At 33.6% G+C, this 15,324-nt stretch carries 21 protein-coding genes; all 21 read right to left on the reverse strand.

What is annotated here, in order from left to right; genetic code table 11:
- Window positions 1–39: 39 nt before the first annotated feature.
- The 21 genes from ispG to spoIIAA all read right to left on the reverse strand — a co-directional run bounded on the left by ispG (window position 40) and on the right by spoIIAA (window position 15,259).
- Window positions 40–1,128, reverse strand: a complete 1,089-nt coding sequence (ispG, locus tag ACPLOV_RS04510) for a flavodoxin-dependent (E)-4-hydroxy-3-methylbut-2-enyl-diphosphate synthase (protein WP_424909024.1) — start codon at window positions 1,126–1,128, stop codon at window positions 40–42.
- 48 nt (window positions 1,129–1,176) lie between these two features.
- The gene (gene rseP / locus ACPLOV_RS04515) at window positions 1,177–2,172 is read right to left on the reverse strand and encodes an RIP metalloprotease RseP (RefSeq protein ID WP_424910724.1); all 996 of its coding nucleotides are present in this window, start codon (window positions 2,170–2,172) and stop codon (window positions 1,177–1,179) included.
- A 21-nt stretch (window positions 2,173–2,193) separates the two neighbouring features.
- Complete coding sequence (gene ytvI / locus ACPLOV_RS04520; RefSeq protein ID WP_424909022.1) at window positions 2,194–3,246, reverse strand: sporulation integral membrane protein YtvI; 1,053 nt, start codon at window positions 3,244–3,246, stop codon at window positions 2,194–2,196.
- Complete coding sequence (locus tag ACPLOV_RS04525) at window positions 3,237–4,064, reverse strand: phosphatidate cytidylyltransferase (protein ID WP_424909021.1); 828 nt, start codon at window positions 4,062–4,064, stop codon at window positions 3,237–3,239. Before ACPLOV_RS04525 ends, ytvI begins: the two co-directional genes overlap by 10 nt.
- Complete coding sequence (locus tag ACPLOV_RS04530) at window positions 4,051–4,779, reverse strand: isoprenyl transferase (protein ID WP_424909020.1); 729 nt, start codon at window positions 4,777–4,779, stop codon at window positions 4,051–4,053. Before ACPLOV_RS04530 ends, ACPLOV_RS04525 begins: the two co-directional genes overlap by 14 nt.
- A gap of 251 nt (window positions 4,780–5,030) precedes the next feature.
- A complete protein-coding gene (gene frr / locus ACPLOV_RS04535) occupies window positions 5,031–5,552 on the reverse strand; it encodes a ribosome recycling factor (protein ID WP_424909025.1) in 522 nt (173 codons plus the stop codon).
- Between the two features lie 39 nt (window positions 5,553–5,591).
- Window positions 5,592–6,305 (reverse strand): UMP kinase, encoded by a 714-nt coding sequence (pyrH, locus tag ACPLOV_RS04540; protein ID WP_068748540.1) that lies wholly within the window; start codon window positions 6,303–6,305, stop codon window positions 5,592–5,594.
- Between the two features lie 73 nt (window positions 6,306–6,378).
- Window positions 6,379–6,990 carry a translation elongation factor Ts gene (gene tsf, locus ACPLOV_RS04545; protein ID WP_424909019.1) on the reverse strand — a complete coding sequence of 204 codons (612 nt, stop codon included), beginning with the start codon at window positions 6,988–6,990 and terminating at the stop codon, window positions 6,379–6,381.
- Window positions 6,991–7,053: 63 nt separating this feature from the next.
- The gene (gene rpsB, locus ACPLOV_RS04550; protein WP_424909018.1) at window positions 7,054–7,761 is read right to left on the reverse strand and encodes a 30S ribosomal protein S2; all 708 of its coding nucleotides are present in this window, start codon (window positions 7,759–7,761) and stop codon (window positions 7,054–7,056) included.
- A 118-nt stretch (window positions 7,762–7,879) separates the two neighbouring features.
- Window positions 7,880–8,878, reverse strand: a complete 999-nt coding sequence (locus ACPLOV_RS04555) for an acyl-CoA dehydratase activase (RefSeq protein WP_424909017.1) — start codon at window positions 8,876–8,878, stop codon at window positions 7,880–7,882.
- Entirely contained in the window at window positions 8,841–9,959 is a 1,119-nt protein-coding gene (locus tag ACPLOV_RS04560) for a CoA protein activase (RefSeq protein WP_424909016.1), read from the reverse strand. The genes ACPLOV_RS04555 and ACPLOV_RS04560 overlap by 38 nt, the downstream gene beginning before the upstream one ends.
- A gap of 3 nt (window positions 9,960–9,962) precedes the next feature.
- Window positions 9,963–10,910, reverse strand: coding sequence for an acyl-CoA dehydratase activase-related protein (locus tag ACPLOV_RS04565; protein ID WP_424909014.1), 948 nt, complete (start codon window positions 10,908–10,910; stop codon window positions 9,963–9,965).
- 51 nt (window positions 10,911–10,961) lie between these two features.
- The gene (locus ACPLOV_RS04570) at window positions 10,962–11,333 is read right to left on the reverse strand and encodes a hypothetical protein (protein ID WP_424909013.1); all 372 of its coding nucleotides are present in this window, start codon (window positions 11,331–11,333) and stop codon (window positions 10,962–10,964) included.
- A gap of 9 nt (window positions 11,334–11,342) precedes the next feature.
- Complete coding sequence (gene spoVAE / locus ACPLOV_RS04575) at window positions 11,343–11,696, reverse strand: stage V sporulation protein AE (RefSeq protein WP_424909012.1); 354 nt, start codon at window positions 11,694–11,696, stop codon at window positions 11,343–11,345.
- Between the two features lie 14 nt (window positions 11,697–11,710).
- Window positions 11,711–12,721: a stage V sporulation protein AD gene (gene spoVAD, locus ACPLOV_RS04580; protein ID WP_424909011.1), complete on the reverse strand. Its 1,011-nt coding sequence runs from the start codon at window positions 12,719–12,721 to the stop codon at window positions 11,711–11,713.
- 9 nt (window positions 12,722–12,730) lie between these two features.
- Window positions 12,731–13,189 (reverse strand): stage V sporulation protein AC, encoded by a 459-nt coding sequence (gene spoVAC, locus ACPLOV_RS04585; protein ID WP_424909010.1) that lies wholly within the window; start codon window positions 13,187–13,189, stop codon window positions 12,731–12,733.
- 47 nt (window positions 13,190–13,236) lie between these two features.
- On the reverse strand, window positions 13,237–13,449 hold the full coding sequence (locus ACPLOV_RS04590; protein ID WP_068748550.1) for a dodecin family protein: 213 nt from the start codon (window positions 13,447–13,449) through the stop codon (window positions 13,237–13,239).
- A gap of 2 nt (window positions 13,450–13,451) precedes the next feature.
- Entirely contained in the window at window positions 13,452–13,649 is a 198-nt protein-coding gene (locus ACPLOV_RS04595; RefSeq protein ID WP_424909009.1) for a hypothetical protein, read from the reverse strand.
- A gap of 89 nt (window positions 13,650–13,738) precedes the next feature.
- Window positions 13,739–14,458 (reverse strand): SigF/SigG family RNA polymerase sporulation sigma factor, encoded by a 720-nt coding sequence (locus ACPLOV_RS04600; RefSeq protein WP_424909008.1) that lies wholly within the window; start codon window positions 14,456–14,458, stop codon window positions 13,739–13,741.
- Between the two features lie 10 nt (window positions 14,459–14,468).
- On the reverse strand, window positions 14,469–14,903 hold the full coding sequence (spoIIAB, locus tag ACPLOV_RS04605; RefSeq protein ID WP_424909007.1) for an anti-sigma F factor: 435 nt from the start codon (window positions 14,901–14,903) through the stop codon (window positions 14,469–14,471).
- A gap of 11 nt (window positions 14,904–14,914) precedes the next feature.
- Window positions 14,915–15,259, reverse strand: a complete 345-nt coding sequence (gene spoIIAA, locus ACPLOV_RS04610; protein ID WP_424909006.1) for an anti-sigma F factor antagonist — start codon at window positions 15,257–15,259, stop codon at window positions 14,915–14,917.
- Window positions 15,260–15,324: the final 65 nt, after the last annotated feature.

Raw genomic sequence — 15,324 nt, forward strand, 5'->3', positions numbered from 1 at the left:
TTGAATGCCCTAAAATCGCTATTTCATCTGTTTCTCTGATCATCGCAATTCACTCCCCTTCTTTAATAACTCTTTAATTTCTTGTATTAATACTTCCACTGCCTCACTCTCTCCAACGGTTCTCTCAATCTTTCCTTTCTTAAATAAAACAAAACTTTTATTTCCTCCTGCCAATCCAATGTCCGCTTCCTTAGCTTCCCCGGGTCCGTTTACCGCACATCCCATAACCGCTACTTTTAAAGGTTCTTTTATATTAGAAAGCCTTTGTTCTATCTCTTTTGCTATCGAAATTAAATTTACATTACATCTTGCACAAGTCGGACATGAAATAAGATCGATTCCTGATTTCTTTAAATTAAGACTTTTTAAAAGCTCAATACCCACCTTTATTTCTTCTACCGGATCCCCGGTTATAGAAACCCTTATGGTATCCCCAATTCCCTTATAAAGAAGGGTTCCAATACCAATCGAGGACTTTACCGTTGATTTTATCAATGTTCCAGCTTCAGTAACACCTAAATGCAGAGGATAATCTACCTTTTGAGAAATAAGCTCATAAGCTTTTATTGTAGTTATAACGTCGGAGGATTTAATAGAAACAACTATATCTTGAAAATCCAGCTCTTCTAAAATTCTAATTTCTTCTAAAGCGCTTTCTACAAGAGCTTCAGCAGTGGGCATTCCATACTTAATAAGGAGTTCTTTTTTTAAAGACCCTGAATTTACTCCTACTCTTAAAGGTACTCCATAATATTTTAGTGCTTTAACCACTTCTATTAATTTTTGCCTGTCACCAATATTCCCCGGATTTATCCTTATTTTATCCGCACCGTTTTTAACTGACTCTATTGCTAACCTGTAATCGAACTGTATATCTGCCACAATGGGAATATGTATATGCTTTTTTATCGATTTTATCGCTTCAGCTGATTCTACATTGGTAACAGCCACTCTTATTATATCGCAGCCACATTCCTCCAATTTCAAGATCTGTTCTACCGTAGATTTTACATCTTCAGTTTTGGTGTTGGTCATTGACTGTACTGTAATTGGAGCGTCACCGCCTATATAAATGGTTCCCACTCTGATTTTTTTTGTTGATTTTCTCTTAATTACTTCCCTATCCATTTTTATCATTCCTCAAATTCTGACATAAGATGTAATTCTCAGTATTTTTTAGTAAAATTTTATAAAATCTTTATAGGCAATAAAAATAGCCAGTATAATCAGAATAGCAAAACCTATGAAATGAATCATACCCTCTTTCTCTGGATCTACGGGCTTTTTTCTTACTAATTCAATAAGCAGGAAAATTATTCTGCTTCCGTCTAATGCAGGAATTGGAAATAAGTTAAATAAACCCAGGTTTATACTAATTATTGCCGCGAGAAAAATAACGTTAAATATTCCAAATTTGGCAGCTTCTCCTACAATATGTACCATGCCTACAGGCCCTACCAAGTCCTGAGTTCTAATACCTGTTGTGACTAAGGAAATCACTATCATTTTTACTACGTAAAACATTCTATTAAAACCGAATATTAAACTCGGAAAAAAAGAATATTTTATCATTTTTGATTTTATTCCAATTATACCCCTTTTTGTCTGTGGGTCGATTTGAGTTCTTACTCTTAAAGGTATAATACTTTCTCCTCTTTTTATCTCAATATTTATTTCCTTATCTGGTCTATTGCTTATTATATCCACTATATTCTCCCAGGAACTTATTTTTTCTCCGTCAATTTTGTAAATAACATCACCGTCTCTAATACCGGCTTTAAAAGCGGGTGAATCGGGAATTACTTCTACACTTGTAGTAGTTATACCGGTAAAAAAAGCTACCACCGAAAAAAGCAAAGCACCTAATAAGAGGTTCATTAATGGGCCTGCCAATACTACCGCCATTCTTGATATAAGTGGTTTATTAGCAAAAGATCGGGGATCATTTGTCTTTTCATCTTCTCCTTCAATTTTAACATAGCCGCCTAAGGGGAAAATTTTTAACGAATAAACCGTTTCTCCAATTCTTTTCGAAAAAATACTTAGACCAAAGCCTATAGCAAATTCATTTACCTTCATATCGCTTTTTTTTGCCATAATAAAGTGGCCAAATTCATGGGCTATTACGAGAGCACCTAAGATTATTATAGAAATAATAATGGTATTACCCATTTTTATCACCTGCCATGAAAATTACTTTTTACTCAGAGGAGGTACTAAACCTGAGTGCACAGCAGCCCTTATAATTACTGCAATAAGCGGACCTAAAAAAAGACCAAGAAAACCAAAAATTTTTATACCTAAATATATAGCTATTAATGCCAGAGTAGGATCCAATCCCAAATTACTACCTATAACTTTTGCCTGAAGAATTTGTCTTGTTCCGATAACCACTAAATATATTATCAAAATATATAGGGCAAAACTTACACTTCCTGTTATTATTAGATACAATATCCACGGAATAAAAATTAGACTGGGACCAAATAAGGGAAGTATATCTAAAAGCCCGCAAATTAATCCAAGGGTTAATGCATAGTCTACTTTTAATATGTAAAAACCTACGATGGTAATTGCAGTAGAAATTATTACCAGTATTATTTGTGCCTTTATTAGACCTATAAATGATAAAAACAATTCAATCTGTATGTTTTCCAATTTTTTATGAAGGGAAGCGGGAAGAATTCTCTTTAATGTATCTAAAATTTTATGCTTATCCTTTGAAAAAAAGTAACTGGCAAGAAAAGTAAAAATTAAAAATACAATTACTCCGGGTATCAAGACAAGCTTATTGAGTAGAAAACTATAAAAATTTGAGATATACGTAGAAACATAAGAAATTACTTGATCCCAGTTATTGTTTAAATAATCAAGCGTTTCCTTGGGTATGTACTTGGAAATATTATAAAGAGCAAAATTCAATTTATTCCATAATTCATAAATTAAGTTATAATACTTGGGAAGGATCGTTACAAGCTTACCCAATTCTACCGTGATTCTCGATATACTTAAAATAATAATATAGATTATAAGAGTAAAAATCCCTAATAAAATTATTAAAGAAGAATACGTTCTTTTAATATTGAGCCTTTCAGCAAATTTGACCAGGGGTTCGATTAAAAAAGCAATTATTACTCCGAATACAAAGGGCAAAAGGTATCTAATTGTTAATGTAACGATTATTGTGGCAATAATAATAGAAATTCCGAGGTAAAGGAGGGGTTTATATTCATTCTTTAAAACCATATTAACCCTCCTTTTATTATAACGATCATTATATAATAATATGCTACAGGAAACGAAAATAGAGTACTATCAAATCTATCTAAAATTCCTCCATGTCCAGGGATAATCCTGGAAAAATCTTTTATTTTGCAAAAACGTTTAATTAAAGAACAGGATAAATCCCCAATTTGGGAAAATATTCCAATGAGAAGTCCTAAAATAAAAGCTTCAAACGGTTTTACGGCAGGTAAAAAATATTTTGCAAAAAAAATACTTATTAAGATACTTCCTCCTATACCTCCTATGCTACCTTCAATACTTTTTTTAGGACTTACCGACGGTATAAGTTTATGTTTCCCAAAAAGCATACCTACAATATATGCGAAGGTGTCGCAAGCCCATGTAGAGGCAAAAACCCACCATACGTAATTTATCCCGTTTTCTAAATTCCTGAGTAGTAAAAAATGTAAAAACATTATTGAAGTGTAAATAAAACTAAACAAGGTATAAACTATATCGGTTAAATTATTTTTATCATTATTTATTAAAGTAGTCAAAAAACTCATCATTATTATTATCGAAAAAGGGAAAAATACGAGCTGAATATTCGGAACAAAATAAACAAAAAAAAGCAGAAATAAATTTAGCAAAACGACGTAACCCAGTTTAATGTCTATGCCTATTTTCTTAAAAGCATTGTAAAGTTCCCAATTTGCAATTGTATTGAGTAACCCCAGTGAGATTAGAAAAATTATTTTTCCTACATTTATTACATACCCCAGTAATATTATCCCCACCACAGCGCTTATACTTCTTATAAGAAATTCATTTTTTATCATTGTTATTATTTAAACCCCCAAATCTTCTATCTCTTTTCTGAAAATCCGAGATAGCCCTCATCAAATCATCTTTTTTAAAATCAGGCCAGGTTTTTTCACAAAACCAAAGCTCCGTATAAGCTAACTGGTAAAGTAAAAAATTGCTGATTCTTAATTCTCCACTGGGGCGAATTAAAAGATCGGGATCCGGTAAATCTCCTGTAAATAAGTATTTTTTGAACAATGAGTCATCAATCTCATCAATTTCGATCTTACCTTTTTTTACCTCATCTGCAATGATCTTGCATGCTCTTAAAATTTCGTCCCTTCCACCGTAATTCACTGCTATATTTAATATTAAACCACTGCAATTTTTAGTTTTTTCTAAAGCCTTTTCTATTTCTTCTATAACTTTTTTGGGTAATCTTTCGATATTTCCAGATACTTTAATTTTAATATTGTTGTTTTTTAACCTATCTGTCTCTTTTTGTAAAAAATATCTGAGTAAATTAAAGATTGTACTTACTTCTTCATAGGGTCTTTTCCAATTTTCGGTAGAAAAAGCATAAACTGTTAATACTTTTACTCCTATCTCCGCACAGCATTCCACAATCTCTTTTAAACTATCTGCACCTGCCCAATGTCCCGCTATTCTCGGAAGACCTTTTGAACGAGCCCATCTGCCGTTCCCATCCATAATTATAGCAATATGCGAAGGAATAATTTTATCTATCATAATACCTCCTAAATAAATCCATACCCCCTTTTATAAAAAAAGGGGGATTTCCTATTAAGGTTTAAAATAAGCTACCAGAATATCAGCTTTTGAATCAATTAATTTTACCCTTACCACAACTTCCCTGGTAAAACCCTTTACTTCTTTGAAGGGAAATAAATACTTTATTGAATTTATTTCTACATTTTGCTTATTTAAAATTTCAACAGCATCTTTTAACTCAATACCTGTTAATTCTTCAATAAAAATACTTATACCTCCATTATCTCTTTTTCCTTAGAATTATAAATTTTATCAATTTCTTCAATGAATTTATCCGTCATTTTTTGAATATCCTCTTGGGCTCTCTTATGCTCATCCTCCGATATTTCTCCGTTTTTTTCCATTTTCTTCAATTGATCATTTACATCTCTTCTTATATTTCTAATATGTACCTTAGCTTCTTCAGCTTTTTGTTTGGCCATTTTTGTTAGTTCTTTTCGTCTTTCCATAGTTAAAACCGGCAATACTAACCTTATTACCTTTCCATCGTTATTGGGAGTTAATCCCAGATCAGATTTTAAGATTGCTTTTTCTATAGGTTGAAGCATTTTAGCATCCCAGGGCTGAATTACTATCATTCTTGGTTCCGGGATGTTTATGGTTGCAACCTGGTTTACGGGTGTAGGGGTACCGTAATAATCAACCATAACTTTGTCAAGCAAAGCTGTGGTAGCACGACCGGCTCTAATGGTTGCTAATTCCTGTTTGTAAAGGGAAATAACCTTATTCATCTTTTCCTCGGTTTCTTTAAATAGCTTTTTATCCACAATTTAACCCCCTTTAACAAAAGTTCCTATATTTTCTCCCAATGCCGCCTTAACTATATTCCCCGGTTGATTGAGACCAAATACTATTATTGGGATTTTATTATCCATACACAAGGATGTAGCGGTAGAATCCATAACTCCAAGCCCCATATTTAAAATATCAATATAATCAAGGCTCTCAAATTTTTGAGCATTTGGGTTTTTCAAAGGATCCGAATCATAAACACCGTCCACCCGTTTTGCAAGCAGTATTACATCTGCTTCGATTTCAGCAGCTCTAAGAGCTGCCGCAGTATCTGTGGAGAAAAAGGGATTGCCTGTACCCGCCGCAAAGATCACTACTCTTCCCTTTTCAAGGTGTCTAATAGCTCTTCTTCTAATATAAGGTTCTGCTATTGCTCTCATTTCAATAGCTGTTTGAACCCTTGTTTCTATATTTCTTTTCTCCAGTGCATCCTGAAGAGCTAAAGCATTTATTACCGTAGCCAGCATCCCCATATAATCAGCAGTAGCTCTATCAAGCTGTGGATAATTCCGACCGCGCCAGATATTGCCTCCTCCTACAACAACTGCTACGCTAATTCCATACTTCCTAATTTCTTTTATTTCTTCAGCAATAGAATCCACTACTTCCTGATCTATACCAAATCCTTTCTCTCCTGCCAGAGCTTCCCCGCTAATTTTTAATACAATTCTATTGTACTTTAATTTCTGCATTTATAAACCCTCTCTTTAAAAAATTGTTTTATTTTTTAAAAAAGAGACACGGATAGTGTCTCTTTTTTAAAAATTATACTTTGCTTGCCGTATCCATTTCTCCTTTTTCAAATCTTACGAATCTTGAAACAGTAATATTTTCTCCCAATAAGGCAATTTTTTCCATAATGATTTGCGAAACTTTTCTATCAGGGTCTTTAATAAAAGGTTGTTCTAATAAGCAATTTTCTTCGAAAAATTTTTCCAGTCTGCCTTCTACGATTTTATCTACAACATGTTCGGGCTTACCTTCATTAATAGCCTGAGTTCTGAGTATCTGCTTCTCATTCTCTATAATTTCAGCAGGTACATCTTCTCTTTTTATGTACTTTGGATTAGCCGCCGCAATCTGCATAGCTAAATCTTTGACTAAGGATTTGAATTCATCATTTCTTGCTACAAAATCAGTTTCGCAATTTACTTCTAAAAGCACTCCTATACGGCCTCCACCATGAATGTATGAATCAATAATGCCTTCTTTTGCTTCTCTTCCAGCTTTTTTCGCAGCTTTAGCTAATCCTCTTTCCCTTAAAATAACAACAGCTTTTTCCATATCTCCATCAGCTTCGGCTAAAGCCTTTTTGCAATCCATTATTCCAGCACCTGTTCTTTCTCTAAGTTCTTTTACCTGTTCTGATGAAATCATCCTTTATACCTCCTGTAATATATACTTAAGGTAAGGACATAATGCCGTCCTTACCTTTCCGTCTTATGCCTCAGCAGCGTTCAATTGTTCTCCCTGCTTGCCCTCCAAAACGGCATCTGCAATTTTTTCAGCTATCAATTTTACAGCTCTAATGGCATCATCGTTTCCAGGAATTACATAATCAATTTCATCAGGATCACAATTGGTATCTACAATAGCTACAATAGGAATATTTAATTTTCTGGCTTCAGAAACCGCTATTTTTTCTTTCCTTGGATCTACAATGAATAGAGCATCGGGAAGTGAATTCATTTCTTTTATTCCACCTAAATACTTTTCTAAGCGCTCTTTTTCTCTTTTTAAATTTAGAACCTCTTTTTTGGGCAAAACGTCAAAGGTTCCTTCCTGTTCCATTTTTTCCAGTTCCTTTAAGCGCTCCACTCTTTTTCTTATAGTTCTGAAATTGGTAAGCATTCCGCCCAGCCATCTTTGATTAACATAAAACATATCACATCTTTTGGCTTCTTCCATGACAGATTCCTGAGCCTGTTTTTTAGTACCGACAAAGAGAATTTTTCCACCTTCTGCAGATAAGTTTTTAACAAATTCATAAGCTTCTTCTAATTTTTTAACGGTTTTTTGCAGGTCAATGATGTAGATTCCATTTCTTTCGGTAAAGATATACTCCTTCATTTTAGGGTTCCATCTTCTGGTTTGATGTCCAAAATGAACCCCTGCTTCAAGCAATTGTTTCATTGAAATAATTGACATTAAATATACCTCCTTTTGTTTTTTCCTCCGCACAGTTCATCTTCCAAAAAGACCTATTAAGGCACCCTTTCTGGAATCGCCGGCGTGAGTATTCCGTATTTTACCGCATGTAAGTATATCATAAAATGGCTTCTTGTGCAATATCGTATCTTTCTAAATTTAAAGAATTAGACCATTTTCCACATTTATCGCCCCATCTCCCGATAATTTTACCTTCACAATAAATCTGAACAACTTCACAACTATTAGAACATCCATCGCATTCAAACATTTCCGTATCAATTCTTGAATTGACAATTTTAAATCCCTTAAAATTTGTCTTTTTTAAAGTGGAATTAATATATCTTTTTGCAAGTAACGCTGCACCAATGGCTCCCATTACATCGTAATATTTCGGGATATAAATATTCTCTCCCAGCTCTTCCTCAAAAGCTTTCTTAATACCTGTATTTGCTGCAACCCCACCCTGAAACACATAGGGAGGTTTTAATTCTTTTCCTTTCGCTACATTTGATAAGTAATTTCTGACCAATGCCTTGCATAGCCCTTTTAAAATATCTTCCATTTTATAGCCCATTTGTTGTTTATGAATCATATCTGATTCAGCAAAAACTGCACATCGACCAGCAATTCTTGTAGGATTTTTGGATCTTAAAGCAATTTCACCAACCTTTTCAATTGGGATTCCTAAACGATCAGCCTGTCTGTCGAGGAAAGACCCGGTTCCTGCAGCACAGACAGTGTTCATAGCAAAATCCACCACAACTTTATTTCTTATAATAATAATTTTTGAATCCTGTCCTCCGATCTCAATTATAGTTTTCACATCGGGAAACTCTTTAATCGTAGCAATCGAATGAGCGGTAATCTCATTTTTTATGACATCAGCTCCAAGTATTGTTCCTGCCAATATTCTACCGCTCCCTGTAGTCCCTACACCAATAATTTCAATGTTTTCTCCGTATTGTATCAAAAGATTTTCCAGACCTGATTTTAACGCATCAATAGGTCTTCCCATTGTTCTCAAATATAATTTATATTCTACTTCTTCCATCTCATTTAATAACACAATATTGGTACTAACCGACCCTATATCCACTCCCAAATAACCTTTCATTTAAAAAGTATTCCTCCTTTTTTTGACCAATCAAATCCACAAAAGCTTCTAATCGTGTTCTAAAACCTACCTCTCCAGAATGCTCATCTAATACCAATGTCATAACCGGTATTTTATAATCTTTAGAAACCTTAGGAATCGCACTTTTGGCCACTATTTCCGGCATACAAGTAAATGGCAACAAATGGATTACTCCATCGAAATTTTTATTAGAAAAATTGACTATTTGTGCTACTGACTCCTGACCATGGCCTCCAACAAAATGTCTAATGTAAGGAAAAGCTTTTTCAATTATTTCATTGAGATTTTTGGGTTTTAAAAACTTGGGAAATAGATTTTCTCTTACCCAGTCTGTAATATATATATTTCTCTTTGTTTCTACACCTAATTCCCCTAATTGCTTTTCTATATTTAAATTCGCAAAAGGTTCTAACACCGTATATATTTCTCCCACAATGCCTATAACAAGAGGTTCTTTGTTGTCTTCTTCAATCAGGTTTAATTTTTCTTCTATTTCTACTGAAAATTTTTCCAACATATTTTCTTCGGAAATATTTTCAAGCCTGTTTATTAATTCTTTGTATACCTTTTCTGTTTCCCCTTTTTTCCTCTCTATAGCCCTTTTTTTTGATATTACTCTTTCAAGGTTATCTAAAATGATGGCTTTTTTCCATGCAAACCTTGCAGAATTTATTAATGTAGAAATATCTTTCCTTAAAAGTCTTTTAATATTGTTAATTAGTTTAAGCATTTGCCCTCTTGGAGGTTCTAAAACTATCATTTCAAAATCATAACCATTTTTTTTCAATATCTCCCTCTGAATTTCACAATAGTAACCAAAGCGACAAGGGCCAATACCTCCTGCCATAACTATTGTATCGGCTCCTCTTTCAAAAGCTTCTATAAAATTACCAAGATTAATTTTTAAGGGTAAGCAAGCATATTCAGGAGCAAGTTTAGTTCCAATTTCAAGAGTTTTTTTGCTGCATTGCGGTGGGATTATTACCTCATTTCCTATTCCTTCAAAAAAGGTTTTTAGAGGGATATATAAATTCCCCATATGCGGAAAGGTAAGTTTCATTTTTTAATTTTGTCTCCTTTCCAAAATATCAATAAAAGCTTCTAAACGGGTATCGAATCCTGCCTGTCCGGAATGTTCATCCAAATTCAATTGAAGAAAGGGTATTTCATAATTATCTTCTATTTTTATTTTCAATAAATCCCCTATAATAGAATCGGGGCCACACCCAAAAGAAGCAACATAAATAATGCCATCCACTTCTTTACTATAAATTTTCGAAAAGGCGCTTCCCACTATATTTTTCTCCAGGGTCCAAAAAAGTTTTTTATTTAAATAAGAAGTACCCTTTAATATCTCTTTCTCATCAATGACATCCGGAGTAAGTACTTTTACCCGGTAATTGCTTAATTTTTTGATTAAATTCATGCTGATATATTCGTCATAAATATTATAGGGATGTCCTAAGAGCAATACGTTGTATTTATATCCACCTTCAGAATTTTCAATAGTTGACACGTAGGGAATTATTTGTTTTTTCTTTATAAGTTTTATATGGGATTTAAAATTATGCAAAGCTAATAAGAAAGCTTTTATAACATCCTTTTTGGGTTTTCCCAGTTTTTGTCCTATACCGTAGAAATGTTTATAGAGGCTCATGTTACTTTTATATAAATCAATTTCATCGTCTATAATCGGAATATCTATTTCAATTGAATTGTATACCATATCGGGAAGCCCCATAAATTTTGGACAAATATATTCCCTTTTATTTGTACTAATTATTCGAGGGATGTATATATAATCACATTTTCCTTTTAAATCCATTACATGACCGTGAAACACCTTAACAGGAAGGCATGCGTCATCCACACAGTTTTTTAAACCATCTTCCATTATTTTTTTATTGGTCTTTGAAGATAATACAACCTCACAACCTAAATTTTCGAAAAAGGATTTCCATAAAGGAAAATACAAATAGAAAAATAATCCTCTTGGGATTCCTATCACCATTGAGATAACACCTCTTAATTAGTTTTACCATATTATTCCATAGTTATTCTTTCATCGATTCATCAATATTAAAATCAGTATTCGAGCTAACCCGTATTTAATTAATAAAACAGGTACAGGTTTATTATATTTTGCAGAAGGGTCTAAAATTTTAATAATGTCAATATCCTTACGATCCATAAAAAAAACTCCCAATACAATGAAAATAACTGGAATAATCCAGTTTAAATTATAAACAGAATTATCTAACACAATTTCACTAAAAATACCACCGGCGGATACCTTCATTATCTTCATATTCAAAGTTGTGAATAATAAAAATTCAAATATTACCCCCGCAAAGGTTAATAATAAAAGAATGTACCAGTAATTAAAATTTATAAATAATACAGTTAATATTAGTCCTATTAAATCTACAAACATATGAATTCCTCATTTCTGTTTTGGGTTGAATAAAATAGACATTAAATAACCAAAAAATATTGCTGCACTTATTCCCGCAGCGGCAGAAGTAAAACCGCCGGTAAAAATTCCCAAAATCCCGTAGGTATTAACATGTTCAATTACACCTTTTGTAAGGGTATGACCAAAACCCGGAAGAGGGATAGATGCTCCTGCACCAGCAAAATCAACAAGTTGTTGATAAATTCCCAATCCGCTTAATATCGCTCCCAAGGAAACAAATAAAACAAGAACATGAGCAGGAGTTAAACTGGTAAGATCCATTAAAAGCTGTCCGATTACACAAATTAGTCCACCAACAATAAAGGCTTTTAAGTATTCCATTTCTAATCCCCTTTTTACAAATTTTCAATAGCAACGGCATGGGCTATACAGGGTATTGATTCTCCTTGTTGAGTACTGGTAGTACTCATCAATGCCCCTGTTGCCACAAGTAAAACCTTATTAAACCTTCCCTTTTTCATTTCTTTATATATATATCCGCAAAAAACGGTTGCTGCACAACCACATCCGCTTCCTCCTGCGTGGACATCCTGATTTGGACTAAAAATCATCAAACCGCAATCCGAATATTTGTTAGAAATATCCAGGCCCTTTTCTTTTAAAAGATCTTCTGCAATGTCTTTCCCTATACTGGCAAGATCTCCGGTTACTATAAGGTCATAATAATCCGGACTTCTTTTTGTATCTTCGAAATGACGGAATATAGTATCAACTGCTGCCGGAGCCATTGCACTCCCCATATCATTGGGATTTTTTTCGCCCATGTCAATTACTTTACCGATGGTTATAAATGTAATTCTTGGATTATCATTTTTTAAGGAAATCACAGCAGCACCCGCCCCTGTGACAGTGGTTTGGGCAGTAGGAAGACGTTGATTACCCAATTCAAGAGGAAAGCGGAACTGTCTTTCGGCAGTGCAAAAATGGCTGGAAGTAGCAACTACTACATTTTCTGCAAATCCACCATCAACTATTATTGCTCCAAGGGCTAAACCTTCCGACATTGTAGAACATGCTCCGTAGATCCCTAAGAAGGGTATTCCAATATCCCGAGCTGTGTAACCGGCTGAAATTATTTGATTGAGCAAATCCCCAGCAATAAAATATTCCACAGCATCATAAGGCAGTTTACTGTTTTTTATAGCCATTTCCACAGCTTCTTTCATCATCTTTCTTTCCGCTTTTTCCCAGCTTTTCTCCTGAAAGTACATATCGTTTATTATTAAGTCAAAATAATCTTTTAAAGGACCCTGCCCTTCCTTGGGTCCTACAATTGATGCCACTCCAATAATGGCAGGCGCGTTTTCAAGCATTATTGTTTGCTTTCCCACTTTTTTATTAGACATATTTTCCCCTCACAACTTCAAAAAGTAGTATAAAATTCCTATTATCATAGAAACCGTAACACCGTATACTATCACTGGACCTGCCACTACAAACATTTTTGCGGCTACCCCCAGAACGAAACCCTCTGCTTTAAATTCCATAGCGGGAGAAACAATGGAATTTGCAAATCCTGTAATTGGAACTATTGACCCGGCCCCTGCTCTTTTGCCTATCTGATCGTATATTCCCAATCCTGTTAAAAAGGCCCCCAGGAATACCATTGTAATTGAAGTAGCTGCAGGTGCTTGCTTTACTTTATCCAGTCCTATATTAATATAAAAATTTAATATTATTTGGCCAATAGTACAAATAATTCCTCCTACGATAAAAGCTGAAATTACATTTCGCATAACGGGTGGTTTAGGCCTTTTGTTTTTTATAAATTCTTTGTACTTTTTTTGTTCCAAAGTAATATCAGATCTGGCCATAAACATCTCCTTCCATATTAAAGCGAGCACTTTATAGTGCTCGCTAATTAAGCTTCTGTGGTCCCATCTACTTTGAATGCAATGGCTACATCTGCCTTATACTCTACAATTTTGCCATTTTGCACATTGGCAGTTTGATTCAATACCTCAACTCCGGTTATATTTCTTATCGTCTTTGAAGCATCTTTTACAGCATTTTCTATTGCTTCCTGCCAGCTATTTTTTGATTCCCCAACAACTTCTATAACCTTCACGGTCATATTTATCCCTCCCAAAAATTAATTACATTAATATTTTTCCCTTCCTTTTTATCAATATTCTCTTCTAAAACTATTACAAATTTGGCGCTTTTTGGTATTTTGTTTTTAATTTCTCTGTAATAAAATAGCCCACCGAAACTTAATATGAGCATTAAAAAACAAATTATAGCAACTAATAGCTTAGTTTTAAAATTTCCCATTTTCAAACACCCCTTTAAAACGTATTATTTTACACAGTAAGCTTTTTTATACAATTTAAAAAATAAAAAACTGCAGTCTTTTGCAGTTTTCATATCATCATATTTCTTATTTTTTGTAAAATCCTTTTTTCAAGGCGGGAAACTTGCACCTGAGAAATTCCTAATATTTGAGCGATCTGGGTTTGAGTTTTATCTTTAAAATATCTTAAAAATATTATTTTTCTCTCTATTCCTTCAAGTTTTGAAATGGCTTCTTTTAAAGAGATATTATCTAGTACTGTAATCATAGCTTCATTATCGTCTTCGACTCTATCCAATACGTATATAGGATTAGTATCATCGTGAAAAGCTACTTCATTTAAAGATATAATTGGTTTTGATGCTTCAAGATATATGTTCAATTCTTCTACTGAAATTCCCATCTCTTCTGCTATTTCAGTAATTGTTGGCTCTCTATCCTGCAGTTTTTCCAGATATTCTTTTGTTTTTTGTACTTTATAATACATCTCCTTTATTTTTCTTGAAATTTTTATAGGATTATTATCCCTTATCTGTCTTTTAATTTCTCCGATAATCATTGGCACGGCATAGGTGGAAAATTTTACATTGTAGGATAAATCAAACCTGTCAATAGCCTTTAATAATCCTATGGTGCCAATCTGGACTAAATCTTCCAGTTCAAATCCTCTATTTTCAAATCTTTTTACCACATTATATACAAGTCCCAAATTTTTCTGTATTAGCTTTTCCTTAGCTTCATGATCTCCGCCTTTTGCCTTTATTATAAGTTCAATATTTTCATCGCCCATGCTATCTACCTCAAGGTTTCTTTGTTTTTAATCTTTTATACATTTTTACTATAGTGCCCTCACCCGGTTTTGATTCTACTTCCAAAGAATCCATAAAATTTTCCATTATAGTAAAACCCATTCCCGAACGATCAAGTTCCGGTTTTGAAGTCCATAAAGGCTGCCTTGCCTGTTCAATGTCTTCTATCCCCTTCCCCCAATCCTGTACCCAGATTTCTATCCCATCTTCGTATAATACAGCTTTAATTCTAATTTTCCCTACACTATCCTCATAACCGTGGATTATAGAATTTGTAACAGCTTCAGATACGGCAGTTTTTATATCCGCAATTTCATCCAATGTAGGATCTAACTGTGATGCAAAGGCTGCCACCACTACCCTCGCAAAGGATTCATTCTGGGATTTACTTAAAAAATCTATTGTCATTTCATTAAGCTTTTCCATAAAACCACTCCTCATATTTTTTCTAAAGCTTCATTTTCATCCGTATAACACGGTATGATGTTAAAAAGGCCGGATATATCAAATACTTTTTTAATTCGCTCATTAACATTGCAAACCCCCAAAGCACCTCCTATGGATTTAATACTTTTATATCTCCCCAGGAGCATTCCTATACCCGAACTGTCCATAAAAGTAACGTTTTTAAAATTAAAAATTATTTTTTTTATATTTTTTCTACTCATCATGTAATCAATATCATCTTTTATGCGAGCAGCTACATGATGATCCAGTTCGCCTTTCAAGTTTACTATCATTACATCATTTATATAACGAAAAGTTACTCCTTCATGCAGCATTTTACTGCCCCCTAACTACAGGTTATTAAGAAGTTTTAAATAGTATTTCTACAATCTTTTGTAAA

This window comes from Thermovenabulum sp. (genome assembly GCF_049723235.1).
GTDB lineage: Bacteria > Bacillota > Thermosediminibacteria > Thermosediminibacterales > Thermosediminibacteraceae > Thermovenabulum.